29 protein-coding genes are annotated in these 22,481 nt (G+C 64.1%); all 29 read right to left on the bottom strand.

From position 1 onward, the window contains the following. Positions 1-6: 6 nt before the first annotated feature. The gene (locus ACUH78_RS15000) at positions 7-297 is read right to left on the bottom strand and encodes a hypothetical protein (protein WP_445333877.1); all 291 of its coding nucleotides are present in this window, start codon (positions 295-297) and stop codon (positions 7-9) included. Positions 298-377: 80 nt separating this feature from the next. Beyond that, positions 378-845, bottom strand: coding sequence for a lysozyme (locus ACUH78_RS14995; RefSeq protein ID WP_445333876.1), 468 nt, complete (start codon positions 843-845; stop codon positions 378-380). Continuing rightward, positions 842-1,318 carry a hypothetical protein gene (locus ACUH78_RS14990; protein ID WP_445333875.1) on the bottom strand — a complete coding sequence of 159 codons (477 nt, stop codon included), beginning with the start codon at positions 1,316-1,318 and terminating at the stop codon, positions 842-844. Before ACUH78_RS14990 ends, ACUH78_RS14995 begins: the two co-directional genes overlap by 4 nt. Further along, positions 1,315-1,620 carry a DUF6127 family protein gene (locus ACUH78_RS14985; protein WP_445333874.1) on the bottom strand — a complete coding sequence of 102 codons (306 nt, stop codon included), beginning with the start codon at positions 1,618-1,620 and terminating at the stop codon, positions 1,315-1,317. The genes ACUH78_RS14990 and ACUH78_RS14985 overlap by 4 nt, the downstream gene beginning before the upstream one ends. A gap of 65 nt (positions 1,621-1,685) precedes the next feature. Next, entirely contained in the window at positions 1,686-2,036 is a 351-nt protein-coding gene (locus tag ACUH78_RS14980; protein WP_445333873.1) for a DUF2793 domain-containing protein, read from the bottom strand. 3 nt (positions 2,037-2,039) lie between these two features. Next, entirely contained in the window at positions 2,040-2,636 is a 597-nt protein-coding gene (locus ACUH78_RS14975; protein ID WP_445333872.1) for a glycosyltransferase family 2 protein, read from the bottom strand. Next, a complete protein-coding gene (locus ACUH78_RS14970) occupies positions 2,636-4,906 on the bottom strand; it encodes a phage tail protein (protein WP_445333871.1) in 2,271 nt (756 codons plus the stop codon). Before ACUH78_RS14970 ends, ACUH78_RS14975 begins: the two co-directional genes overlap by 1 nt. After that, positions 4,906-5,121 (bottom strand): hypothetical protein, encoded by a 216-nt coding sequence (locus ACUH78_RS14965; RefSeq protein ID WP_172622980.1) that lies wholly within the window; start codon positions 5,119-5,121, stop codon positions 4,906-4,908. Before ACUH78_RS14965 ends, ACUH78_RS14970 begins: the two co-directional genes overlap by 1 nt. Continuing rightward, on the bottom strand, positions 5,118-5,345 hold the full coding sequence (locus ACUH78_RS14960; RefSeq protein WP_009521704.1) for a hypothetical protein: 228 nt from the start codon (positions 5,343-5,345) through the stop codon (positions 5,118-5,120). The genes ACUH78_RS14965 and ACUH78_RS14960 overlap by 4 nt, the downstream gene beginning before the upstream one ends. Positions 5,346-5,363: 18 nt before the next feature. Then, positions 5,364-6,152: a phage BR0599 family protein gene (locus ACUH78_RS14955; protein ID WP_445333870.1), complete on the bottom strand. Its 789-nt coding sequence runs from the start codon at positions 6,150-6,152 to the stop codon at positions 5,364-5,366. Positions 6,153-6,154: 2 nt separating this feature from the next. Further along, positions 6,155-7,738: a hypothetical protein gene (locus ACUH78_RS14950; protein WP_445333869.1), complete on the bottom strand. Its 1,584-nt coding sequence runs from the start codon at positions 7,736-7,738 to the stop codon at positions 6,155-6,157. Then, the gene (locus tag ACUH78_RS14945) at positions 7,735-8,793 is read right to left on the bottom strand and encodes a hypothetical protein (protein WP_445333868.1); all 1,059 of its coding nucleotides are present in this window, start codon (positions 8,791-8,793) and stop codon (positions 7,735-7,737) included. The genes ACUH78_RS14950 and ACUH78_RS14945 overlap by 4 nt, the downstream gene beginning before the upstream one ends. Positions 8,794-8,811: 18 nt before the next feature. Then, positions 8,812-11,529, bottom strand: a complete 2,718-nt coding sequence (locus ACUH78_RS14940; RefSeq protein WP_445333867.1) for a hypothetical protein — start codon at positions 11,527-11,529, stop codon at positions 8,812-8,814. After that, the gene (locus ACUH78_RS14935) at positions 11,529-12,170 is read right to left on the bottom strand and encodes a DUF6441 family protein (protein ID WP_445333866.1); all 642 of its coding nucleotides are present in this window, start codon (positions 12,168-12,170) and stop codon (positions 11,529-11,531) included. The genes ACUH78_RS14940 and ACUH78_RS14935 overlap by 1 nt, the downstream gene beginning before the upstream one ends. Before the next feature lie 3 nt (positions 12,171-12,173). Next, entirely contained in the window at positions 12,174-12,329 is a 156-nt protein-coding gene (locus tag ACUH78_RS14930) for a hypothetical protein (RefSeq protein WP_009521710.1), read from the bottom strand. A gap of 29 nt (positions 12,330-12,358) precedes the next feature. Next, positions 12,359-12,760 carry a DUF6631 family protein gene (locus ACUH78_RS14925; protein WP_445333865.1) on the bottom strand — a complete coding sequence of 134 codons (402 nt, stop codon included), beginning with the start codon at positions 12,758-12,760 and terminating at the stop codon, positions 12,359-12,361. Further along, positions 12,760-13,512, bottom strand: coding sequence for a phage tail tube protein (locus tag ACUH78_RS14920; RefSeq protein WP_239884039.1), 753 nt, complete (start codon positions 13,510-13,512; stop codon positions 12,760-12,762). Before ACUH78_RS14920 ends, ACUH78_RS14925 begins: the two co-directional genes overlap by 1 nt. 2 nt (positions 13,513-13,514) lie before the next feature. After that, positions 13,515-13,718, bottom strand: a complete 204-nt coding sequence (locus tag ACUH78_RS14915) for a DUF7210 family protein (RefSeq protein ID WP_445333864.1) — start codon at positions 13,716-13,718, stop codon at positions 13,515-13,517. 4 nt (positions 13,719-13,722) lie between these two features. Beyond that, positions 13,723-14,148 (bottom strand): hypothetical protein, encoded by a 426-nt coding sequence (locus tag ACUH78_RS14910; RefSeq protein ID WP_023113946.1) that lies wholly within the window; start codon positions 14,146-14,148, stop codon positions 13,723-13,725. A 10-nt stretch (positions 14,149-14,158) separates the two neighbouring features. After that, positions 14,159-14,422 carry a head-tail joining protein gene (locus tag ACUH78_RS14905; protein WP_510497570.1) on the bottom strand — a complete coding sequence of 88 codons (264 nt, stop codon included), beginning with the start codon at positions 14,420-14,422 and terminating at the stop codon, positions 14,159-14,161. Between the two features lie 14 nt (positions 14,423-14,436). Further along, positions 14,437-15,459, bottom strand: a complete 1,023-nt coding sequence (locus ACUH78_RS14900; RefSeq protein WP_445333862.1) for a major capsid protein — start codon at positions 15,457-15,459, stop codon at positions 14,437-14,439. 74 nt (positions 15,460-15,533) lie between these two features. Next, positions 15,534-15,911 (bottom strand): head decoration protein, encoded by a 378-nt coding sequence (locus tag ACUH78_RS14895; protein WP_409476635.1) that lies wholly within the window; start codon positions 15,909-15,911, stop codon positions 15,534-15,536. Between the two features lie 3 nt (positions 15,912-15,914). Further along, on the bottom strand, positions 15,915-17,222 hold the full coding sequence (locus ACUH78_RS14890; RefSeq protein WP_445333861.1) for a S49 family peptidase: 1,308 nt from the start codon (positions 17,220-17,222) through the stop codon (positions 15,915-15,917). A 1-nt stretch (position 17,223) separates the two neighbouring features. Then, entirely contained in the window at positions 17,224-18,720 is a 1,497-nt protein-coding gene (locus ACUH78_RS14885) for a phage portal protein (protein WP_426743986.1), read from the bottom strand. Between the two features lie 50 nt (positions 18,721-18,770). Then, on the bottom strand, positions 18,771-18,992 hold the full coding sequence (locus tag ACUH78_RS14880; protein WP_009521720.1) for a phage head-tail joining protein: 222 nt from the start codon (positions 18,990-18,992) through the stop codon (positions 18,771-18,773). Beyond that, positions 18,992-19,384 carry a hypothetical protein gene (locus ACUH78_RS14875; protein WP_445333860.1) on the bottom strand — a complete coding sequence of 131 codons (393 nt, stop codon included), beginning with the start codon at positions 19,382-19,384 and terminating at the stop codon, positions 18,992-18,994. Before ACUH78_RS14875 ends, ACUH78_RS14880 begins: the two co-directional genes overlap by 1 nt. Further along, on the bottom strand, positions 19,384-19,875 hold the full coding sequence (locus tag ACUH78_RS14870; protein WP_009521722.1) for a hypothetical protein: 492 nt from the start codon (positions 19,873-19,875) through the stop codon (positions 19,384-19,386). The genes ACUH78_RS14875 and ACUH78_RS14870 overlap by 1 nt, the downstream gene beginning before the upstream one ends. 17 nt (positions 19,876-19,892) lie before the next feature. Beyond that, the gene (locus ACUH78_RS14865) at positions 19,893-21,854 is read right to left on the bottom strand and encodes a phage terminase large subunit family protein (RefSeq protein WP_445333859.1); all 1,962 of its coding nucleotides are present in this window, start codon (positions 21,852-21,854) and stop codon (positions 19,893-19,895) included. Then, positions 21,854-22,390, bottom strand: coding sequence for a hypothetical protein (locus ACUH78_RS14860; protein ID WP_445333858.1), 537 nt, complete (start codon positions 22,388-22,390; stop codon positions 21,854-21,856). Before ACUH78_RS14860 ends, ACUH78_RS14865 begins: the two co-directional genes overlap by 1 nt. Positions 22,391-22,481: the final 91 nt, after the last annotated feature.

Here is a 22,481-nt window from a genome sequence, read left to right as displayed (position 1 = left end):
TGGTCTTTACTCAAGATGACCAATGACATCGAGGTGCTGTTCGCCACATTGAAACTTACCAAGCCACTCAGTGCGTGAGTCGGAGCGAGCCCGGCTCAAGACTAGTGCAAAGCCTTCGCAGCCCCGCGTTTTTGCCGTGGCGAAATCTGACGTGTCGAACTTGGCCTCGCGCACTAGCGTGGTGGCTACCGACTTCATGGCCGACTCGAATAGATCAAGCAGATAGTCCTGCTGGCTGGCATTGATGTTGCGCGAGATCAAGTCGTCAATGACGGCGCGTTTGAATCGGTTACTCATGGCTATTACTCCTTGGTGGCGTGGATGACATGAACGCGCTGTTCGTGGATGAAGCCAAGCTCTTCCGCGCGTGTCTATAGTCAGGCGTTGCGAAGCAGCCAAGCGATCTCAGCCTCGCGTCGCGTGACGAGTCCCGGCAGCACTTTCCCGCCACCATAGACCCATCGGCGCAGCTCACTCGCAGCGGCTGTCCAGTCCCGCTGATTTATGCGCCGACGCAGCGTTGAGGTCTGTAAGCGCCCCGCGCCAAGGTTGAACGTGAAGTCCACGATGGCGGCGAGCCTGTTCTCCGGTTCGGTGGCCAGCACCGGGCAGTAGCGCAGCGTGGCGGCGAGTGCCGATTGGAGGTCGCGCGCGAGATAGACCTCGGCTTCCGTCTCCGTGATCGGTGGGTGATCTGGTTTGCACAGATGGCCGTAGCCAATCGTCCAGAAGCCTGCGGGACAAACGTAGGGGACGGCGGTGATCTCGATTCCGCGCTTCACCTTGCGCTCGAATCCCTCAAAGCGCTTGGCCAGCTCGATAGCCGCTTTTGGCACCTCAATCACGGCCGCCCCCGGTCAAACACGCGCCCGAGGAACCAGAAGTTCAGCACCCCGGCCCATAGCGCCTGATCGGCTTCCGTCCAAGCGTGCAGGATGGCCGTTCCCCAGCCCGTGCCAGCAGTGACAGCCGCCGCGAATGCGGCGGTCTTGGCGGCGCAGTACAGCGCCATGAACCAGTAGGTGATGACGGGGCGCACGCTGCAAGACAAGGCATCGGCCCAGCGCATGCCGGTTTTCTCGCCCTGAGTCCGAACGGCTTCGCGCAGGGTCTCAATGGCTCCGACGTTCCACGCGGCATCGGCACCTGCTCCGATTTCCGACATACGTTGCGCACCGCGAATCTTCTCGAACTCCAGCGCCTTGTCCTGCATCGCCAGTTCGTGGCCACGCTCGCCTTTACGGTCGAGCCATTTGAGGACTTCAGGTGCGAGACGGAAGGCCCCTCCGAGGAGACCACCGAGCAAGGTCTCGATCATTGCGGGCCTCCCATCAGTTTCAACTTTATGGCGGCACCGACCAGTAGCGCGGCCAGGATGCCGGTGGTGATGACCTTGACGGTGGTCTGCCAGGCCGTGCGTCGGGCATCACGCCAGGCTTCCAGCAGGTCGCGTAGTTCGCGGATGTCGCGTGCGGCGTGGCCGTTTTCCAGGCCAAGGTGGGTCAGGACACGCTCGGCTCCGCGTTCAGCGGCGCGGTCCAGCAGTTCGTCGAAGTCCTCGCGTCGCAAGAGCAGCATGTTCTCGACGAGCGCAGGCTGTTGTCGTTCGGGTTCGGTCATAGCAGTCTCCAGAAATGCGAAACCCGCCTCATGGGCGGGTTTCTGGTGGGTACGAAGATGGAAAATCAGATGGCGATGCCTGCGCTCCAGCCGGTGGACTTGTAGGCCGAGAGCTTGGCCTCGTCCTCGATGTAGCAAAGCCAGCCGATCTTGGGCGCGTGGTACTCCCAGGCATCGGCAATGCGCACCGCGATCTGGTTGGTTTTTCCCGCCCACACGCCCGTGGCAGCCGCAGGCACGATGTAGCGGTCGCCGTTGGCGGGGCTGGCAGGTGGCGTGGTCAGGTCGCGGTCTTTCACGTATAGGCCGACCACCGCGCCGAGGCGCTTGAGGTTGGCGTCCATGCCTGTGTCCCAGCCGCTCTCGCCGAGCGTCCAGCCGTAGTTGAGCCCAAGGTTCGGGTCGGTCGATGACATGGTCTATCTCCAGAGGTTCGATGCTTGGCGAATGTGCCGGACTGCTTCCGGGTCGCCGGTGCGGTGGCTTTGCTGCGGATGCTGCCGCCAGTGACGCCCGACGATGGGCAGGTACAGCACGCCGCCGCGTTTGGCCACCAGCAGGGTCAGCAGCCAGTCGGCAAAGTTGTTGAGGTCGGTGGTTTCCTTGAGCACGGCTTCCACGGCAGATCGGCGCATCACGATCAGGCCGTGAACGTGGCTGGCGCTGTTGGCGTGTTGCCAACGGCTGTAGGCCAGACGCCGTACCGCGATGTCCTGGCCGTTTTCGTCGGTCAGTGCTTCGTCGGTGTAGGCCATCACGGCCTGCGGGCAGGCATCCAGCGCATCGGCCAACTGTGTGAAGGCGTTCGCTTCGTACAGGTCGTCGGGATCGACGAAGGACACCAGCGGCAGCGTGCCTTGTGCATAGCCTGCCGCGCGTGCCTCGCCGATACGCCCCGGAATGCCGGGCAAAACGTGCAAATGGATCGGTGCGTCCTCGAGGCTGGCGATGCAGGCCTCACGCCATTCGGCAGACTCGTTCAGGGTGAGCAGATGAACATCGATGCGCAGCTCCATCACGCACCTCCCCAATACTGTCCCCAGCGCAGGCCGTAGCCCGCGCGATCCATGACTCGCACCTGCGGCTGCCAGCTGCTCAAACCATCGCGCTCGGCACTGATTTCGACTGTGATGCGGTCGCCCAGCACACCGGCATCCAGCGCGGCCACGGCCATTGTCCAGATGTAGATGGTGCCGAGCAGTCCCGTTTCGGTGTGCGCCAGCACGCCGTTGCGATTGCGGATACGCAGCGTGTAGGTCACGCCCAGTTCCGGCCCGATATCGCCCTCGTCTTGCTGCACGAGGTAGGCGGTCTGCTGAATGCGGTCACGATGTGCCCACGCGACGGTGAGGTCACCGGCCACCACGGCAGGCTCGGTCTGGCCATTGAGGCGTATGCGGCCGGGTGGATACGGCAGAGCCTGCCGACCGGTCAGCACCATCGGCTGCCCATTGGCGGCCAGCACAGGATCGCTCTGATCAGTTGACGTGCGAGGAATCGCGCCCACGAACACCGACTCGCCCGGGGCCCGCTCCGCACCTTCGGATGCCAGCCATTCGCCGACACCGATCAGCCGCGTGCCGGATGCATGCGCTTTGGGTGTGGTGTCGAGCACGCCGCGTGCAAGATCGATGGTCGCATTGGCTGCGTCGAAGGCCAGAACGGCAACTGCTTCGGTGATGGCACCGCTGGCATCGACCAGATAGGCGTAGTCGCCCTCGGCCAGTCGCACCAAATGGCTGATGGCCGTCACCGGAATACCGACAGCATCGACCTCGCTCGCAGGCAAGGCTGCATCGAACGTGAGCAGTGGCGCGTAGTCCTCGCCCACGACGGCAGCAAGGTCGCCACTGGATGCACCAGTGGCCATCTGCCAATTCAACTGCCCGGTGCCACCGGCAGCGGCCAGCGCACCAAGATAGGTGTCCGTGTCGGTCAGGTAGGCCAGATCTGCGCGCGACAAGCGCCGGGCCAGTTCCCAATACGGCACCTCGACGGCCAGCGCCAAAGCGGGCGGCAAAGGTGCGATGGTCGGCTCCTCGACGTGCGGTGGCGGGGGCGACAGCACGGTGTTGCTCATCCCGAACACATCCTCCATGGCTTCGATGCGCCACTCGGCCGCGCCCAAGGTGCCGGTGTCGATGCCGGTGACGCGCACCACCATCTGATCCACACCCAAGCGCGGCCAGTTCAGCAGAAATACGTCACCCGGCAGCGGCGCACGCTCCAGCGTGTCGCGTGCCACCGTCAGACTCATCCGGGCCAAGGGCGAACCCAAGGCGCGCAGGTCACGCAAGGCCAGCCGCGCGGCCAGTGGCCCGTAGTTGACGCCCGGGTAGTCGCGGCGTTGATTGATCACGCCGCCCTGCAACTGGATGGCGGCCAGGTTCTCGACCGTGACGGCAGCATCACCGCCGGTCTGCCAATCGGTGTAGACCACCGTTAATTCGTTGGGCAACTCGCCCCACTGGGCGCGCTCGAAGCGTTCCAACCGCACGATTTCGTCAGGCCCCAACTGCGGCAGGCTGTCGATCCAGTAGTCGTCGCGCAGCAGCTTGAGCTCAAACGTTCCTTGCTCCGGGTCGGTGTAGAGAATGCCGCCGATGTGGTCGATGACCTGGCCGATGAAGCTCTCAATGGGCTGCTGCCGTGTCCAGATCAAATTGAGGCCGAAGCCCTCGCTCGACAGGGCCCACGCTGCGTTCCAGAAACTCCAGCCGATGGTGCTCTGCGGATAGCCCATGCCCCAATGCGGATCGGTGAGGCACTGCACCAGGATGTGCGCCGGGTTCATGCCGACGCTGATTTCCCGGCCTTCGTCCTCATCCCAGGTGCGGACTTCGGAATCCCCCATCCACGCGTGATCATGCCAACCGGAATTGAAGCGACGCACCCGTACCGCCCACGGCTTGATGTACGGGTTGTTGGCTGAGAACAGGATCTTGCGCGCCACCAAGGACAACACGCCCCGAAATGCCGGAATGGAACTGCCGAGGCGACTCATCAGATAGTCGTTGCGTCCTTGCCCGGCATGACCAGAAAGCACATCGATGGTGCCGACCACGCCGCCTTCGCGCTCGTCGCCGCCAAACAGGGTTGGCTTGTTGATGCTCAGGCTGGTCAGCCCGTGGCCGGAGGACAGCGGCGCGCGGTCGGCATCACCCCACGCGGTACGGTCGCCCATCTGGATTTCCTGCACGGCATCGACGGGCCCCTGGCACAAGGCCAGATGCAGCCCCATCCGGTAGCGGTAGCCAACGGTTTGCGATTTGCTGCTGCCACCCATCAGCCTTGCTCCCGCTGGCTGGATTGATTGCGGGCGTGCTCGACCACACGTTGGGCCATTGCATCGCCGGTGGCCAGCAAGGTTTCGGCGTCACAGCCTTCACGCAGGAAGGCGCGGAAATCCAGGTCGTGACGCGCAAACCACGTACGCGTGCCGTTTACGCACAGGCCCACGGCGCGCACGTGATCGATGGTGATGACGGTCTGCGTGGTCATTTCTTGCCACCTTTCTTCTTGATCGGATCGGCTTCGAGATCGCCATACCAGACGACGTTGGAGCCGCGCAGCAGCACGGTGCCGAACACGACCGGGATCGGTCGGCCTTCTTCTGCGGTGGGGGCATCGACGTCAGACAGGGATGCCGGTTTGGGTTCGGGCGGTTTCGGCGCGAGTGCGACCGAAACCAGCGCCGCCACCACGATGACGACGAGGTACCACATGGCGATTTCTCCAGGGATTCAGAACACGCCCGTCGAGAACGGGTTTTTGCTCGGGATGGCAGGAAAGCCGCCGTAGTTGTCGAGGTTGCCGAAGCGCGACTCGCACGTGGCCGTGCTGTGATCGCAGCCGACCGTCAGAAGTACCTCTGTGCCGACGTCTATGGCGACCGGATAGAGCAACTCAACGCCGCCACCGTAGTCATTGACGATCATGTGGCGGGCACCTTCCGGGGTTTGCAGCCAACCACCGGCCAAGCCACCACTGACGCTGCCGGGCACGCCGCCATCGAGATCGACGTTGCGGCCATAGCTGTTGCTCACGAAGGCGCTGGAAGAAATGGGTGAGACACCACAGGCAGCCGAATACAGCACGTGGGAACACTTGCGGCTGTAGAGCCGCCGCAACCCGATGCGCTTGAGACTGACCTGCGCGGATTCGCAGCGAACACGAGCCACATCGTCGGCGACTTCGACGCCCAGCACCCGGCCCATCCAGCGCGTGCCGGAGATCCACCAGTAGTCGCCCCAGGTATCGCGCCGTCCGATGCGCAGGGTGATCGAGGTAGTGTCGCCGGTCAGCGAGTTGGCGAGCAGGTGGCGCACCAAATCACAGTTCGGCGGCAGTTTCAGATCCAAGCCCGCCTTCGCAGCTTCAGCACCCAGCGCCAGTTCGTTGCGTTCCAAGGCCAGGCTCTTGTAAAGATGGCCATCCAGATCAACACCGAATTCGTGCGGCGTCAGATAGAACTGCGCGCTGTTGCTGACGAAGGCATACAGCTCGACTTCCAATAGAGGACTCTGGCTCATGTTCAGGCTGGCTCATAAGTGACGCGATCATTGCCGCGAGGTTCGGGCAGCTGACGCGCTGTCAGGGTGATCTCCAGCAGCGTCGGGCTATGCCAGTACAGATCGATGGCGTCGTGGTCGAGGCGGCAGCGCACGAGGCGAATGACGCGGCTGCGTGCGGGCACCCAGTCGTCGAGACCCGAGCGCAGCACCAGCACACCGCCTTGATCCAGATGGCAGGTCGCCGTCAGGGCGTACTGCCGATAGCCGTCTGGGTGCACGATTAAGCAAGCGGCGGGGCGATGCCAAAAATCCGAGATTCGCGCGGAGATGTCTTTGCCATCCACGCGCAGGAAGCCATCTTCGGGATCGGCTTCGACGTTCACCCACAGGATCGGAGCCAAGCCATCGGGCAGCCAGAAGGCTTCCAGACGGCCTTGGGTGCGCCACAACCGCGCCCGCCAGATCTCGACTTCATCGAGTGAGCTGGCCAGATAGCGCCGCTGCAAAGTTGTCGTCGCCCACGGATCGTCCCGGCGCACCCACGGATCTGCAGTCGAAAAGTCTTGGCGGGTGATCGTGGTTTGCGCTGCGGCCGTTGGATCGTCACGCCAGTTGCCATCTGGCCAGACCGGGATCTCGTCGAGCCATGGGTCATCGAGAACATCCTGGTCGGGCAGTGGCGCAGGCTGGATCTGTGTGGGAATGTTGCCGCCGACCATGCCGGGTACCCACTGCGTGAGATCCGCCGGATCGATGGCCTTGCCCCACACCAAGGGCATGATGGTGCTACCCACGGCTGCGGCGCGTGCCAACGGTTCCATCAGCCAAAGCAGAGCGCTTTCCACATCGCTGAGTTGGGCGATCTGCCAGCCATCGGCGGCGATGATCAAAATCCAGCGGCCATTGTTCTCAGTTTCCTGCCAGCCCTGCACCCCGTCGTAGGTCAGATGCACATTGGCCGAGAGTGGCCCGAACTGTCGCCCATCTGCCTCCGTCACATTGAGTGCCAGTGCGCCACGTTCGCAGGACTGGGTCAGGTGCACCGCGTACTGCGGCAGCGGCCACAGCGCCATTTGACCGAGATGATCGGCCAGCCAGTCGGCCACCAGGGCATCGGTCTGCCGGGCGTTGCCCACCTTGTAGGTGAGCCAGCGCCGAGGAATGCGTCGGCGTGCCTGCCGGGATTCGTTGCCACTGGCCAGCCGCGTGACGCTGGTCTGCCACTCCAGCCGTTCGACGAGGGGCTCCATCCAATCATGACGGAAGGCAAACACGCCGCGTTGCGCATCCGGCCAAGGCTGGTCGCCAAAGGCATCCATACCGGTGGCGACGATGGCGCTTGAGGCCGTGTCCCGGCGCAACACTTCGACCAGAAAGATCGGCGCATCGATGGGTGGCCAGGGGCCCGCCAAGGATTCCGCCAGCAGGCTGGCCGCCAGATTGGGAGGCAGCGGAGCGACAGCTGTTTCCGGCATGAAACTGGCTGCGCTCGCCCCAAAAGTGGCGCGCGAGAGCACTTCACTCTGGAAGGCGGGCAGTTCGCTTCCCGGCGTCGGTTTGCTGGAAACCTCCGCGAGGTCTTGAACGATGACGCGATCCGTCATGCCGACTCCACGCCGAACTCAGCGGCATTGAAGGCGGCCTCCGTCCACTGCACGTTGCCGTTCGGATTACGCTCAAACAGCGTGCTCTGCCACGCCAGTTGCTCCTGCAGGATGATGTCGGTGCCGACGGCGCTCTGCGCGCCACTGACCACGAGGCCTTTGACCTTGCCCAGACCGGCGTCAGTCTTGCGCGCCAGCATCGTGAGCTGGACGCCGTAGATGGCGGGCGTGGCCATCACCGGCAGCGGCTCGACATCGAAGGACTGGCGCAACCCCACGTTCGGCGCATTGATCGCCGTTGCTTCGTCCTCGTCGCTCACGGCTTCCCAGGCAGCGTTACCGACCGGGCTGGCCGTCCACTGGTTCAGGCTGCCATCGGCCTGTGCCTGCAAGGCATCGACGCGCACATCACCGAGAAAGGTGTTGTTGATCGTGCCGCTGGTGTCGGCGATGTAGAAGTCGTCGACGTCGATGGTGAGCGGGCAGTTTTGGCCAGGCACTGCGCCCACGAATGCCGTGAGCAGTTGGCCACCGCCCTGGATGGTGTTCTGCGCAGTCATCTGGATGGCCAGGATGCCGTTGATGCGCACTGACAGAATGCCGTTGCTGGTGCCCTGCGTGACCTGTAACTCGATGTAGTGCCAGCCGCGTGCCGGAGCGCTGGCGACTGAGACAGAGATCAACTGGTCATATCCGTATTGCCAGCGGTAGAGCTTGAGCCGACCGTCCTCGCCGAGTTTCACGAGATGCGCGACCTGCGAGTTGGCATCGCGCACGCCCAGGAGCAGTGGCTCGGTGTAGGTGTTTTGGTACGGCACCACACGAATGGCTGCCCCCACGATCAGGCTGGCCTTGGTACCGTCGAGGTTCTTGACGTAACCGCCGCCCGAACCTTCTGGCAATCGAAGGGCATAGGAGGACGGACGACGGCCATTGATCCGAGTGGCCTGGGGCGAGAGATACGCTGCCTTGCCGCGCGCCAGCCACGGATCGCCAAAGCTGTCCACGGCCTGTGGGTCGTAGTGATCGAAACCGTCGATGAACAGAAGTGCCATTGGACTTTCCCCTGAAATTCAGCCTTGCAGCGCCGCACGGATGGCCCGTGCATTGCGCCCGATGATGTTGACGATGACTTTCTCTCCGGCAGGCGACTGCAGGTGGTCGTGGGTCACACCCGGATCGACCGCGTTGACGATGCGCACGGCCTGATTCATCTGCGGCTTATTTGCCAAACCTCCGGGCGGCACTTTCACCTCCGGTACCAGACCGCCCGCTGCGAAGGCCAGTTCGCCACCCTTGAAACGTGGGCCTGCCGACAAGCCGTTGAGCGAGTCGAGGAAGGCCACGCCGACTTGGCGCACGGCGGCCGCCCGCACCACGTACTCGCCTGCGGACAGACGCGCCGGGATCGAATCCGAGGTGGCGCTGCCCGGCCCGGAGACAAGGCCGCCTCCCGCGAACTTCTTGATTCCACCCAAGAGCGCCATCACAGCGGCGACCATGGCTACCATCGCGGCCACCGCGAGTGCCGGGCCAACGTAGGGAATGGAAGCCTGCGACGCCGCCGCCCCAGCTCCCGCCTTGGCCGCATCCATCGACACCACGGCGGTGGTTTCGGTGGTCTTTTGGGCGACCTTGGCGGCGCTGGCCGCCGCATCGACGGTCTGCTCCTGCTGGATGAAACCGAGCTTGAGCGCCAGCATCCGAGCCTGCATGGCGATCCACTGCTGAAACGGCTGGATCACGATCTGCTGCAGGAAGGCATCGGCCACCTGCTGAAAGATGCTCGCCAAGGCACTGCGCCAGGTCTGCGCGCCGGTGATCATCCCGTTGAGCGCACCGCCGAAACTCTCACCGATGCGGTTCCACAGCGGGGCCATTTCATCGACCGTGAGCCGGGTGCGATCCAGCTCGTTGCGCCACGCCTGCACGCGGATCACCGCATCCGGGCCGATGGCCTGCGCGGCTTGCTGCATGGTCGGCAGCAGGCGCTCCATCTCGGTGGCCGATTGCTGTTGCAGGGTCACGATCTGCTGGCGTGCCTGCGCTTCGGTTAGCAGCCCGGCCTGCTGCTGGGTATGAATGGCCTCCTGCGCATTGCGTAGACGCTCGGTGGCCTGCCGCCATTGGGCTTCCAGTGCGGAGAGGTTCGCTTGCGCCGCCTTCACGTTGATCAGTCGGTCAACGAGCGACACGCCGTCGGCATCGCTTTCTGCCGCCAGTCGCGCCCGTAGATCCCGGTAGCTGCGCTCGATGGCGGCTTGCCGGTCGGCATCCGTCGCCGTGCCGGTGATCTGGGCCAGTTCCTCACGCGCCTGCGCCAAGGCATCCGCCAGCTCACGCTCGGCTTGCGCTGCCTTGCGCGCATTGGCCTGCTCAATGTCCGTGCGCCGGTTGTTGAGCGTGATGAGGTCGGCTTCCGCCTTGGCCACTTCGGCCTTGGCACGCAGGCGGTCGTTTTCCGATTTGCCCGTGGCGGCGACTTGCTGACTGCGGGCCAGCTCCTGCTGCTTGCGAGCAATCTCGGCATCGACCTCGCGCTGCTCAATGGCCGTTTTCTGCGTGTAGTAGTCGCGCACCGAAACCAGACGGTCTTCGAGTGCAGCATCCAGTGCAGTTTGTTGCCGGGTCAGACCGTCCTTGAGCAGGGCGAACTCGGCGTCCAGCTGCGCTTTCATCAGCGTGGTTTGCGCGCCGGTCGTGTCCTGCGCTGGCTTGACGACTTTGGGCTTGGTCAGTCGCTGCAGCAGCTCGGGATCGGCCTGGATCTTGGGTGCCTTGACCTCGATGGGCTTGGGATCGAACAGGCTGTCACGAAAGGACGCCAGTTCATCCAGCCGTTTGACCAGATTGCCTTTGAGGTCGGCAATGATGGCCTTGGCCCCATCGGTGTTGCCCTTGAGCGCCTCGACCGCCGCCGCCACACCGGCACCAATGGCCTCGCCCAAGGCGACGAAGGACTTGCCAACGGTGGCGGCACCGAGCGCCAGGGTCTTGAGCACCAGCACCACGCCATCCAAAATCGTCCGCAGCGTGCCGCCTTGCTTGGCCGACTCGACCATGCCACCGGCCATATCGTTCAGGGCGGGCAGCAAGGACGTGATGATCTGGTTGCCGATGCTGGTGGTGGCCAGTTTCAGCTTGTCGAGCGCATCGTTGAAGTTGCCCGCCTGCGCCGCTGTCTCAGAACTCATCTGCACGCCGAGCGCCTGCATCTCTGCGGCAAGCTCGTTGATGCCGTCGCGCCCTTGATTCAGGAACGGGATCAGCTCGGCTCCCGACTTGCCGAACAATTGCACCGCCAGCGCGGTTTTCTCAGCGCCATCGGGCATGGCCTTGAAGCGCTCTGCCAGGTCGAGCAGCACCTGATCGGTTGCGCGCAGGGTGCCGTCCTGGTTCTTGAACTCGACGCCCACGGCAGAAAACCCGCGCGCGGCATCTTCCGACCCGGTCGCGGCCTCCAGCATCGTGGTGGACAGCTTGCGCAGCCCCTTCTCGAACGATTCGCCGGACACACCAGACTGCTCGGCTGCCGGTTTCCATACCGATAGGGTCTCGACGCTGACACCGACACGTTGCGACATCTCGTCCAGCGCGTCGCCAGTGTCAATGGCCGATTTGACCATCGCGGTCAGACCGGCCACGGAGACAGCCACCCCGAGGTTGGCCAGCACGCCGTTGACGCTCTTGGCCGTATCGGTAAGGCTGCCCAGCCCGCGTTTGATCGAGTCGAAAGCGGTCTTGGTCTGGTCGACGGCACTGATCAGGATTTGGGCACGATTGCTTGCCATCAGACTTTGTCCAGTTCTTGTTGAATCGCCCGCGCCAAGGCAGGTAGTGCGCGTTGCACGCCACCCGCCAGATTCAGTCGTCGTTTGAGATCAACGCGCTTGACCAGCACGGCGATGGGAATCTCCTGGCCACGCTTGATCTGCTTGGCCCCGGTACGACCACGCTCTGCTCGCTTGAAGCGGCCCAGCTGCGATGCGTTCTCTTTGATGTTCTCGGCCATCAGAAGCACGCGGCCGTTTTTCTCGATGAAGAAGGCATTGCCCGAGCGCATCAGGCCGTCGATGACCGCCTTGAAGCGCTTGGGGCCGATGCGACCGGGCAGCAGCGGTATCAGCAAATTGCCGCTCACCGTCCCGCCTTTTTCATGCAGACCGAGCCACGGGATCTTGCTGCCCACCAGCAAGGCGGGCAGCAGTTCGGGCTTCTTGTCGAACACCTTCACGCCCATCGAGGAGATGAAGCTGTTGCGCTTGACGGTGAAGGCGCTGCGCATCTCGGATCGCGCCGCATCACGCACTTCGCGCCCGCCCGATTGCATGCCCTTGGCGACAGCGGTGTGGATGGCACGACGCCGCTCGGTACTCCACGCCGCCAACTGGCGCGGGTCCAGCAGACCGGTGGTAGTGAGTGAGAGGCGCATGGGTCAGTCCTTGAGCAGATCGCGTTGCAGTTGTTCGATGCCACGCTTCTCGCCCTGGGCTGCCACGGCATGGATGCCGAGCAGTTGGGCAAGTTGCTGCCGCTCGATCTGTCCGTCGGCATCCAGAAAGGCTTGCGCCTGCGTGAGCGTGTAGGCCATCACGTCGCCCAGGCGGTGCCCGGTGCGGATCAGGCGGGCGACGGCACTGTCCCAGCCGAGTTCGTCAGCGAGCGCAGCGTTGGCGCGAGTCGCTGGGCCGCGCCCTGAATCGCCGGGACGACGTGCGCCACGAAAAAATCTGCGTTCACCTCGAACACGGCGGCGGCCAGTTGCACGGCGTCCTCCAGCGACAGGTCGTTGATCCACGCGCGTTCACGCCGGGTGGTGATCGCCAGCAAATCCAGCACGGCATCGCCGTGCCGTCCCAGCAGCGCCATCCAGTCCGGATCGCTGGTGATTTCCTCGGCCAGCGGGCGCACCACGGCCAGCAGCCGTGGCAACTCACCCAGCCGGATCGGCGTCAGTTCCAGCGCAGTGCCAGACAGCGTCACGACGACAGGTTCAGGGGGGAAGGTTTTGAAGCCGTCCATCACAGCAGCACCAGACGGCCGAACTGACCGAGATCACCGCCGACTGGCTTGGTCAGATCCGCCAGCACCTGCCCCGACAGCTCGAACTTCAGCAGTTCGTCCGTGATGATAGAGAGTTCCTTGGCCGGGTTGATGGCCACGCGGTAGAGGTCGATCACCACCTCGCGGTTGCCGTCGGCGGTGTTGAGCCCCTCGAAGCGAATCCAGCGCTCGGGCAAGGGCTGGGTGAACATCGCCGTGCTCTGCGCCGCGCCATAGGCGTAATCGACGGTGAACGGCTCGGTGTAAGGGCCGCCCGACGTGGCATCGAGCACCACCAGTGAACCGTGCTTGGCATTGACGCTGTACTGGCTGGCCGGAAGCGTCTTGGGCGTGGCATCCGAGTCCTGGATCTGCACGGCGGACACGTTCTGCATGGCCAACGGGTACAGACTGCCCGGCGTGACCGGGTTGGGTAGCAGCTCGCCAGTCACGGTGCCGGGGGTGATCGCGGTCGTGGTGCCGTAGAGCGCGAGCGCCAGGTTGGTGGCGATCAGTTCTTCCAACGTGCAGGCGAACTCGCCTTTCTTGGTCTTGATGAGTTGCAGGTCGGTCAGGCGCTGACCCGACTGCGCTTCCTGGTGCTCGATGGTGTCCACCGACAGCGACACCTTCAGCTCGGGCACGTTGCCGACGAAGGTCAGTCCGGCCGGGTTGCCGAGTTCATCACGTGCGCCGATGTAGACGCGGCCTTGTCCGGAAAAGTAAGCCATGTTCAGTCTCCTTGGGTGGCTACAGTTGTGGAAACACCGGACGTGACATCACGGCGGGTAGGTTTGGAATCGGTGGCGGGGGTAGCCGCTTTGGCCGTGCCTTGTGTGATCAGCCAACGGGCGCTGGCGTCATTCAGATCAAGGCGATCACCCACGACGAGGCGCTTGCCTGCGTGGGTATGGGGTTTCAGTAGTTCGATGTGCATGGGTTCATCCTGTTTGGGTGAGATCAATGGCGTGGGTGCGGTAGCGGATTTCGTAGCGGGCGGGCAGCGCGACGGCCCCGGCGTCGGCGTCGTCGAACTCCCATTCGCAGTCGATCTCGCGCACGGCGATGGCCAGACCGCCCAGATTCGGGTCGGCGAGCATTGCCGCGTGGGCCGCGACCAGCGCCTGGTCGGCGACATCGAAGGCATCCGCACCGCGTGCCACCACGGCAAGCCGGACGATCAGCAACCGGTCGACAAGGTGGTTGGCGTGGGCGGTGATGCTGTCGCCATCGACGAACAGCAACAGCGCCGGACTGGCCTCGCGGGTGACCGGCACGGCAGGCATGCGCAGCACCGGTGTCGGGGCAATCGCAGATGCCAGGCGCGTGACGATCTCCCGCAAGACGCGCTCGCGGACGGAGTTCATGGGGAGTTCCTCAGAGTTGGGAGAGCGAGGCGCGACGCTCGGTGCCGTCGCCGATGGCGCGCACGTGGCGCACCTGATAGGTATTGCCTGCCACCTCGACGGTGTCCCCGGCTGCCAGCGTCAGCCAGGACGCCGGGTAGTCGATCTGGTAGTCCCGCGACAGCGCAAAACCATCCAGCACGGTTTCGTCGGGGGCACGAAAGGCGCAGTGCACGGTGCTGCCCGCTACCGTGACGGCGGTCAGCAGTCCTGCACTGCGGGCTGCCTCGTACAACGTCGCGACATCCATCAGGCAGCAACGAGCTTGATCAGCACGCCAGGGCGATGGCACATAGGCAGCGGGTTGCTCTGCGTGTGCAGATCAGTGCCCCGGTCGAACTTGCGTGGCTCCTGCTTGGCATACAGTGGCTGGCCGATGGTGTTCACGGTCTCGTTGAAGTCCGCTGGCGCGAAGTAGGTCGCGAAGGTATCCACCGTGCCGACCGGGAAGGCATGGGCTTCCCCTGCGGCAATGAAGCGGCGCGACCCCAGCGTGCCGTCGGCCTGCACAAAGGAAGCCTGGCCACGGTATTCCTCGAAGGTGATGCCGCTGTAGCTGAAGCCCGAGCGCATGTCGTTGATCAGCACTGCGCCCTGCTGCCAGTTCTGGTAGGCGGTCTTGACCTCCTTGTGGGTGGTCAGTGCCCGGAAGAACTCGGTCGAGCACAGCACATGCACGCCGGTCGAGAACTCGCCAGTGAGCCCATCTTCCATGAGGCCCAGCAACTCGAGGCAGGCAGTCTTGATTTGCCCGTTGTCGGCCGCCGTCGAAAACTCGAAGGACACCGATTGCGCAGTGATGTCGAACTCGTCGAACAGATCGACGAGCTCACTGCCATCAGCGTCGAGGATCTTGCCCTTGAGCGCACCCATGCGCAGATGCTCCAGGGTGATCGCGTGCTTGTTGCGCATGGTCTCCAGATGGCGGGCCATGACACCGCCGATGGCTTCCATTTCGGTTTCGGACCCGAAGGCGCGCAGTCCTTGCACTTCCTCGGGCAGCACCACGTCGTCGTGGGGGATGTGCGGGATCACGAATGAGCGCAGGTTGCGCTTGCCACGTTCTCCCACTGTGCCGGGCGAACCGGGCGCGCGGGTGGGCAGCAGGTTCAGACGACCGGCGTACTCCTCGACGATGATCTGCCGGGTGCGCACCGGCTTGGCCGGGAACAGGTTGAGTTGCTCCAGCCGCCCATAGCGGTTGGGCAGGAGGTTGATGGCGGCCGTCAGGCTGGCCATCGAGAAACCGGGGTTTTCAAAAGGTTTCTGCATTTGGGATCTCCAGAAATGACGAAACCCGCCAGCGGCGGGTTTTGGGGGGAGTGAAACGGAGCGTTGGAAGTGGGTCAGGCGCTATCGCGGGCCAGGACTCCACGTTCCGCGAGTTGCTTGATGGCAGCCACTTTGTGCGCAGTGCTGATGCCGGTCGGCCAGATCAATGCGCCGCGCGCGACAATGGCGTGGCGGGCGATCAGGATCGCGTCCTCACGGTCAATCAGCGTCGCATCGACGTCATTTCCGAGCACGCCAACGGCGGTTTCCGTGCCGTCCGAAGCGCTCGGGTCGAGGGCCTTGAGCTTGGCGGTAGCCGTTTCGCGGCCCACCACGGTACCCAGCGACAGGTTCTGCGCGGCCGCAACGGTGTCCTGGTCACGCGAGTAGAGATTCGGCGCTTCGTACTTCAACAGGTCGCCGAGATTCTTGGGTTGAGAGACAGTGGGCATGGCTTACTCCTTGGCGGTGAGTTTCTTGACGGCAGCGACCACCGGACTGTTTTCAGGGTGCTGGCTGGTTCCTGCCTCGGCGGTGATACGCGAGGCGATTTCGGGTTGGTCGGCACGGGCGTCGAGCAAGGCGCGGCGCACCTGCGCTTCCGAGAAGCCTGCCGCGAGGAATTCCGCCGTGCGTTGGGATTGGCCCGCGATCAGGCACATCTCTGCAATGGCCTGAGCTTGGCCGCGCCCGCTGGCGAAGGACTGCGCCAGTGCGGCTTGGGCGGCAGGTGTCGATTGCGGATCGCTGTCGGTCTGTGACTGGTCGCCCTGTGGGTCGGTGTCGGCCGGATCGCTCGGGTTTTCGTGGTCGTCTTTGGGGTCGGTCATAGTGTTCTCCAGGGTGAAAGGTTTGCTTCGGGGCGGGTTTGAAATGGATTGAGTGGACAGGCTTCGCGGCGAGGCGCGGGCCACGCCAGGCTGCGCCAAGCGCTGCTTGGCCGCCAACGCGTCGGTGAACTCGGTCATCACCGCATCAAACGGCATCACCGCGTCGGCGAGGCCTGCTGCCACCGCCTGCTCGCCATAGAACAGCCCCGCTTCGGTGGCGCGCACGGCATCCGGATCGATGCCGCGCATCTCTCCGACCTGATTCACGAAGATGTCGTAGAGGCGATCCACCTCGGTCTGCAACGCGGTGGTGGCCTGCGGGGTGAGTGGCTCGTGCGGGGAGAAATCGTTCTTGTGGCTGCCCGCGAAGACAGCGGTGTAGTTCAGGCCGTCCTTGGCGTCCTTCACCGACTGGTCGACGTGTAGCGCGATCACGCCAATCGACCCGACGCCAGCGGTCTGCGACAGCGTCAGGCGCTGGCAGGCTGCCGCGATGGCAAAAGCCGCCGAGTACGCGGCATCGTTGGCGTGCGCCCAGATCGGCTTGATGGTGCTGGCAGCGCGGATGCGCTCTGCCAACTCGAACACACCCGATGCCTCGCCGCCGGGCGAATCCAGATCGAGCAGGATGCCCGCCACCTGTGGGTCGGCCAGCGCGGCGTCCAGTCGGGCTTCGATCTCGCCGTAGGACATCAGGCCAGAGGCGGCTTCGATACCCATCGAACGTCTGACCAGCGTGCCGACCACCGGGATGACGGCAATGCCCGCCTGACCCGATGTGGCGTTCTGGCGCGGCATGGGCAGCGGCATCGCCATGTCCAGATCGGGCAAGCCGATGCGGGAACCCAACACGGAGAGGATCACGTCGAGTTTGGGACGCGCAATGAGGAGCGGCGTCCCGTAGAGGCGGGACGCCAGATGAACGAGTTGCATGTCAGTTGTCCTGTTGGTCTTGCGGCACGGCCACTGTGGCGGCCGCATTTATGGGAGCGCCCGATGCCGATGGTTGGGGCGCTTTGTCGTGGCGCGGGTCGGAGTCAAAGACCAGACCGAGCTCATCGGCACGCTGGTTGTCGGCGGCGATCTCGCGGTCGATGTCCTCGGCGTCGTAGCCGAAGGCCGAGATGGCTTCCGAGCGAGACAGCAGCCCGGCGCGAATGGCGGTCAGCATCGCGTCGAATTCCTTCTTGGGATCGACCCACTGCCAACCCTGTGGAATCCATTTGGCCGCGAAGTAGTCGCGCTTCTTCTCGGTGAACTGCGGCAGCGCCAGCGCGCCTTCAAGTAGCGCCTGCTCCATCCAGGCACGCCAGATCGGGCGGCACAGCTGGTGGACGATCACGCCGTGCTGGATGGCCTCACAGCGGCGGCGAAACTCCAGCAGCCCGGCCCGGATCGACGAATAGTTCACTTGCGTCAGGTCGCCGGTCAGCATCTCGTAGGTGATGCCCATCGCCGCTGCCACCGCCCGGAACTGCATGCGCAGGAATTCGGCGTAGCTCGCGCCAACGTCGGCGGGCTGACTGAACTTCACGTCCTCGCCGGGCTCCAGGATCTGCATCGTGCCCGGCTCCAGCCCGGCCAATGCCGCACCGCTGGCATCCGGCAAGCCTTCACCCATCAGGTTGTCCTCAGGTGACAGGCGCGTGATGAAGCCCGCGAACATCGCGGCGGTTTTCTTGCGCACGAGCTCGGCGTCGTCGTACTGGTCGAGTTCGTTGAGCTTGACCAGTGCGCGCGCCAGCCACGGTTCGCCCCGGATCTGCCCGGGCCGCAAGAGACGAAACAGGTGAATGATTTCGCTGGCCGGGACACGCACTGTGTCGAGACCGCCCACCACGCCACCAGTGCCCGACATCGGAGCCAGTGAGCCATCACCCGGATGTGAGCGATACAGGTGGTAAGCCACCCGCCGTCCGAGCTTGTCGAATTCGATGCCCGCACGGATGACGTTTCCCGAAGCCAATTCCTGATTCAGCGTGGCTGGCAGGTGTTCCGGTTCGAGCAACTGCAATTGCAGGCCTACCGGCAGGCCATCCTCCGGGCGGCGATAGCGCAGCCGCACCAGACATTCCCCGCCTTCGAGCATGGCGCGACAGGCCAAGGCCTGCAGGCCGTAGAAATCGGTCAGTCCGGCGGCATCGGCTTCCTCGCACCAATCCCACCACAGGCTGTGGATCGCTTCGCGCAAGGACTGATCGGCCAGCATGCTCTGCGGCTTGATGCCAGTACCGATGGCGTTCGAGACAAAGGCTTCAACGCCTGCCGCTGCCCAGGCATTGCGGCGTACCAGATCGCGGCTCTTGGCGCGCAATTCGTGCTGGGTGAACGCCAGTGCTGCGACTGCACCGGGATTGCCGACCTGCCACGCCAAGGCGCGACGGCCACCACCGATGCCGTCATAGAACGGCGTGCCGCCAAGCAGGCTCATGCCAACGCCTTTTCGTATCCGATCACGCATTCGGTCAAACCATTGCATGTTCAGAACCCTTTGCCGGTGGTGACCCGGATCTGGCGTGGCGCACCGGGCCACAGCCCGGTATCCACGGCCTGCTCGAAGAGGTCGCGCTTGACCGCCGCAATGGCGGCCTGGAGTTCATCGACGCTGCGGTACTCGACGGTCTTGTCGCCAAAGGTCACGCGCTTTTCGCCCTTGACCAGTGCCGCTTCCAGCGCGTCGAGGTGTGCTTGTGTGTAGGCCATCAGCGGTGCACCGTGAGGTTGATTTCGGAGGAGTCGTCGAACGATGCGGCCGTGGTGGCGCAACTGATGTCGACGTACTGGGCGGTCTTCAGGTCGGTGCTGGATCGCACGATGGCAATGCGCTGCGTACCGCTGTTGGTGCTGCTGCGGGCGAGCGCCGTCCAGCAGTAGTTGGCGTCCGGCATGGCGGTGGTGAAGGTCACGCGGTAGCGGCCTGCCGCCGTCCGGGTCACGCTGGCCACGTTGTGCGATGCGCGCACGACGACCTGCGTGCCGACATAGCCGAAACACACCCACGCCCGGGCCACGCCGGGGTGGGTGGCGTCGATCTTGGTCTTGACCTCGAGCCCGACACGACTGGCCAGCGCACTGATGCGCGATGCGAGGCTCATCAGACCAGCGCACCCACAAAGACCGCGACGAAGTCTGTGTCGGTATTGCCGACATCGGTGGCTGCGACGGCTCCGATGTTGCTGCGTGCCTGAAGTTGCTCGGCCACGGTCAGCGACTGCGCCGCATCGAAGCGCACACGGTTGTTGACGGCGGCGAGCAGCGCATCCAGGCCACTGGTGCCGTTCTGCAGCAGTTGCTGGATTTCCACCAGCGTGTCGTAGGCGGCATCGGCACCGCCCAAGATTTCGGTCTTGAGCGCATCGAGCAGCGAGACGATCTTGTTGGACGAGTACGTGGTCGTGGCCGCGACGTGCGCATCGTCGATCACCGCCGACGACACCACGGCGGCTTTCAGTTCGTTGATGGCCGCGACCAGATTTGACTTGTCGGTGGTGGTGAGGTTGGCCAGGTTGCCAGCCTTGGCGCGGACGTCGTTGAATTCCTGCGCGACGCGGATGACCAGGCTTTCGATACGGGTAGCAAGACTCATGTTTTCTCCTTGAGGTGTCAGGACAGCCAGCGGCTTTTGATCACGCGCCGACCGGTGTTACGGTTGCCAGAAACAGCGAGGCCACCGCGTTGGGTGGCCTCGTTGATCGATTCAGTAGGTGTTTCAAGAGCTGGCGGACTGGCCAGCCCCAGTTGTCGCTCCAGTTCCCGCCAGTGACGTTCCTCGAAGCGATCCAGACCCGCCGCCGATGCAGCCGCGCGGGCGTAGACGTAGCAGTCGAGCGCCTCATTGCGCTCACGCATCTTTTGCCACTCACGCACCGGGAAGCCGTTGCGGTCGCGGCGGGTGATCAGTTGTTCCGCGCAGAGTTGCTGGATGAACTCAGCGTCGATCTTGGGCAGATGGACGAACCCGGCCGGGAACACCGTGGTCAATCCATCCTCGCCAACATCTGCGCTCTTGCGCAGGTTGTTGTAGAACTCGAGCTTGGCGATGCTGACCGCCACCGTGTACACCTTGATGCCCCGGCGCAGCTTCTTGCCACCCTGCGAGACATCGATGGCGGTCGGCGTGCCGATCAAGGCTGCACCGCGAGGCACCCCCTTGACCGCCATCACACGCGAATCGCGGCAGGCCCTCACAAAGGCGTAGGCCTCCTGCGTGGCAAACCCGGTATCCAAGGCAAAGCGCACCAGCGGCATCGCCGCGCCCGAGGCATGTGTCCATGTTTCGGCCAGCATTTCAGCGAGGCTCTTCCACACCGCGTCGCGGGCGGTGTCACCCATCAGCACGCGGTGCTCAACCAGCCAGGACTCCTTGCCGCGCCCAAAGGCCCAGACCGACGCCTCGATGCGATCTTTCTGCACGTCGGCCGCGCCGACCAAGAGCAGACCACCTTGCGGCACGGTACCGACGCGGTAGTCCTCGCGGCGTTCGACCAGTCGTTGCCAGTCCGGCGTTTCGCCTTCCTCGACCCAGGTTTCGCCTAGCTCGGTGTTCTTGAAGGTCTTGATGGCGGCGGCCGATCCCGACTCTTTACTGACGGCGGCTTCCCACGCAGCGGCGATCTCCCGCCACGAACGCCAGCCCACCGGGCTGTACAGCGACGACAGGTGGAAGCCTGCCGTCTTACCCGCGCCATCGGTGATCATCGCGCGCCACTCGCCGTGCTCCAGCATCCACGTCTTGTGGTGCTCGGCAATGGCGGTGTCACATGACTCGCAGATGTAGGCGGCGGTCTCTGGTTGCCCTTTGTCCCAACGCAGCTGCTCGAAACGCAGCCACTGACGGTGGGAGCAATGCGGACACGGCACAAAGTAGCGACGTTGGTCACTGGCCTCGTACTCGCGCTCGATTGCCGATGCCCCTGAGATCGTCGGCGTCGAGACGATGAAGATCTTGCGCCGCGCGAAGGTGCGTGTACGCGCCTCGGCCAGCGAGATCGCATCCCCTTCACCCTCGACGTCCAACGGATAGCCGTCGACCTCGTCGAGGAACAGATACCGCACCGGCATCGAGCGCAGCCCGACCGCGCTGTTGGCCCCGGTCATCACCAGCACGCCACCCCGGAACTCCTTGGCCAGGATGGTGTTGCCGGAATCCCGGCTGCGCGCCGGTGCAATCAGTTCAACCAGTGCGGACGACTCCTCGATCAACGGATCGATGCGCTGCTTGGAGTTGCGCTTGGCCATCTCCACTGTCGGCCACACCGCCATCATTGGCCCGGGTGCGTGATGGATCACATAGCCGATCCAGTTCGAGCCCATCTCGGTCGCGCCAAGCTGCGCCGCTTTCATGAACACCACACGCTCGACCGGCGAGGTCGGCGACAGGCAATCCATGATTGCTTTCAGGTATGGCGTGCGGCTGGTACGCCAGCGTCCAGGCTCGGCAGATGCCTTGCTGGAGAGCATGCGGTGGCGATCCGACCATTCGGACACGGTGAGCAGCGGGTCGGGAGTCAGTCCTTCGCGCCATGCGCGCTCAATCTCGGCAGCGCCTTCATAGTCCAAGTCCATCAATCCACCCTCGGGCGCATCTCGCCCAGTTCCTGCAGGTGCTCACGCACCGCCGCTTCCAAGGCGATGTGCATCGTGTGGGGATCGACGCCGAGCTTGGCTGCCATCTGTGCCGAGATGCGTGCGGGCCAGTTGAGCCAGGCATCGCGTTCGGAGCGCGCCAGCTTGAAAACATGGGCGATGGCCTGCGGCCGATCCACCAGCTCGCCCTTGAGGCGGGCCAGGCGCACCTTGTTGGTTTGCGCCTTGACCACTTCGTTGACCGTCCGCGCTTGCAGCAAGGACGTTCCACCTACTGGTAATGCTGCTTGTCCATCTCCTGGAGGTCCGCTGGACTCCGGGACGGCGACCTTGACAGCGCGGGTGGCCGTGCCATTGCGCGGTGCATCGGAATTACGCGCCCACTCGCGGTCGACGCGCTCGGCATCAATCGTTCCGTCTGCCTCCGGCGTGATCCGCCCAGCAGCGATGGCCTTGCGCACCGCTGCATCGGACACCCCTCGGTGGCGTGCGTAGGCACGAATCGAAATACCCATATTTCCCCTTCGGGGCACCTTCAATCATTTGTTCGTCATTCCTACGGATTGAGCTTGGCTTCCATCTGGAACAGCGCGTTCATACGTTCGT

This window comes from Thauera sp. ZXT1-4 (assembly GCF_052598215.2).
The sequence above is the reverse complement of the archived record's forward strand: the minus strand, read 5'-3'. Positions and strand labels throughout refer to the sequence as shown.

Coding starts and splice junctions, on each gene's coding strand:
- ACUH78_RS15000 (WP_445333877.1), bottom strand. CDS start 297: ATGAGTAACCGATTCAAACGCGCCGTCATTGACGACTTGATCTCGCGC.
- ACUH78_RS14990 (WP_445333875.1), bottom strand. CDS start 1,318: ATGATCGAGACCTTGCTCGGTGGTCTCCTCGGAGGGGCCTTCCGTCTC.
- ACUH78_RS14985 (WP_445333874.1), bottom strand. CDS start 1,620: ATGACCGAACCCGAACGACAACAGCCTGCGCTCGTCGAGAACATGCTG.
- ACUH78_RS14980 (WP_445333873.1), bottom strand. CDS start 2,036: ATGTCATCGACCGACCCGAACCTTGGGCTCAACTACGGCTGGACGCTC.
- ACUH78_RS14975 (WP_445333872.1), bottom strand. CDS start 2,636: ATGGAGCTGCGCATCGATGTTCATCTGCTCACCCTGAACGAGTCTGCC.
- ACUH78_RS14970 (WP_445333871.1), bottom strand. CDS start 4,906: ATGGGTGGCAGCAGCAAATCGCAAACCGTTGGCTACCGCTACCGGATG.
- ACUH78_RS14965 (WP_172622980.1), bottom strand. CDS start 5,121: ATGACCACGCAGACCGTCATCACCATCGATCACGTGCGCGCCGTGGGC.
- ACUH78_RS14960 (WP_009521704.1), bottom strand. CDS start 5,345: ATGTGGTACCTCGTCGTCATCGTGGTGGCGGCGCTGGTTTCGGTCGCA.
- ACUH78_RS14955 (WP_445333870.1), bottom strand. CDS start 6,152: ATGAGCCAGAGTCCTCTATTGGAAGTCGAGCTGTATGCCTTCGTCAGC.
- ACUH78_RS14950 (WP_445333869.1), bottom strand. CDS start 7,738: ATGACGGATCGCGTCATCGTTCAAGACCTCGCGGAGGTTTCCAGCAAA.
- ACUH78_RS14945 (WP_445333868.1), bottom strand. CDS start 8,793: ATGGCACTTCTGTTCATCGACGGTTTCGATCACTACGACCCACAGGCC.
- ACUH78_RS14940 (WP_445333867.1), bottom strand. CDS start 11,529: ATGGCAAGCAATCGTGCCCAAATCCTGATCAGTGCCGTCGACCAGACC.
- ACUH78_RS14935 (WP_445333866.1), bottom strand. CDS start 12,170: ATGCGCCTCTCACTCACTACCACCGGTCTGCTGGACCCGCGCCAGTTG.
- ACUH78_RS14930 (WP_009521710.1), bottom strand. CDS start 12,329: ATGGCCTACACGCTCACGCAGGCGCAAGCCTTTCTGGATGCCGACGGA.
- ACUH78_RS14925 (WP_445333865.1), bottom strand. CDS start 12,760: ATGGACGGCTTCAAAACCTTCCCCCCTGAACCTGTCGTCGTGACGCTG.
- ACUH78_RS14920 (WP_239884039.1), bottom strand. CDS start 13,512: ATGGCTTACTTTTCCGGACAAGGCCGCGTCTACATCGGCGCACGTGAT.
- ACUH78_RS14915 (WP_445333864.1), bottom strand. CDS start 13,718: ATGCACATCGAACTACTGAAACCCCATACCCACGCAGGCAAGCGCCTC.
- ACUH78_RS14910 (WP_023113946.1), bottom strand. CDS start 14,148: ATGAACTCCGTCCGCGAGCGCGTCTTGCGGGAGATCGTCACGCGCCTG.
- ACUH78_RS14900 (WP_445333862.1), bottom strand. CDS start 15,459: ATGCAGAAACCTTTTGAAAACCCCGGTTTCTCGATGGCCAGCCTGACG.
- ACUH78_RS14895 (WP_409476635.1), bottom strand. CDS start 15,911: ATGCCCACTGTCTCTCAACCCAAGAATCTCGGCGACCTGTTGAAGTAC.
- ACUH78_RS14890 (WP_445333861.1), bottom strand. CDS start 17,222: ATGCAACTCGTTCATCTGGCGTCCCGCCTCTACGGGACGCCGCTCCTC.
- ACUH78_RS14885 (WP_426743986.1), bottom strand. CDS start 18,720: ATGAGCCTGCTTGGCGGCACGCCGTTCTATGACGGCATCGGTGGTGGC.
- ACUH78_RS14880 (WP_009521720.1), bottom strand. CDS start 18,992: ATGGCCTACACACAAGCACACCTCGACGCGCTGGAAGCGGCACTGGTC.
- ACUH78_RS14875 (WP_445333860.1), bottom strand. CDS start 19,384: ATGAGCCTCGCATCGCGCATCAGTGCGCTGGCCAGTCGTGTCGGGCTC.
- ACUH78_RS14870 (WP_009521722.1), bottom strand. CDS start 19,875: ATGAGTCTTGCTACCCGTATCGAAAGCCTGGTCATCCGCGTCGCGCAG.
- ACUH78_RS14865 (WP_445333859.1), bottom strand. CDS start 21,854: ATGGACTTGGACTATGAAGGCGCTGCCGAGATTGAGCGCGCATGGCGC.
- ACUH78_RS14860 (WP_445333858.1), bottom strand. CDS start 22,390: ATGGGTATTTCGATTCGTGCCTACGCACGCCACCGAGGGGTGTCCGAT.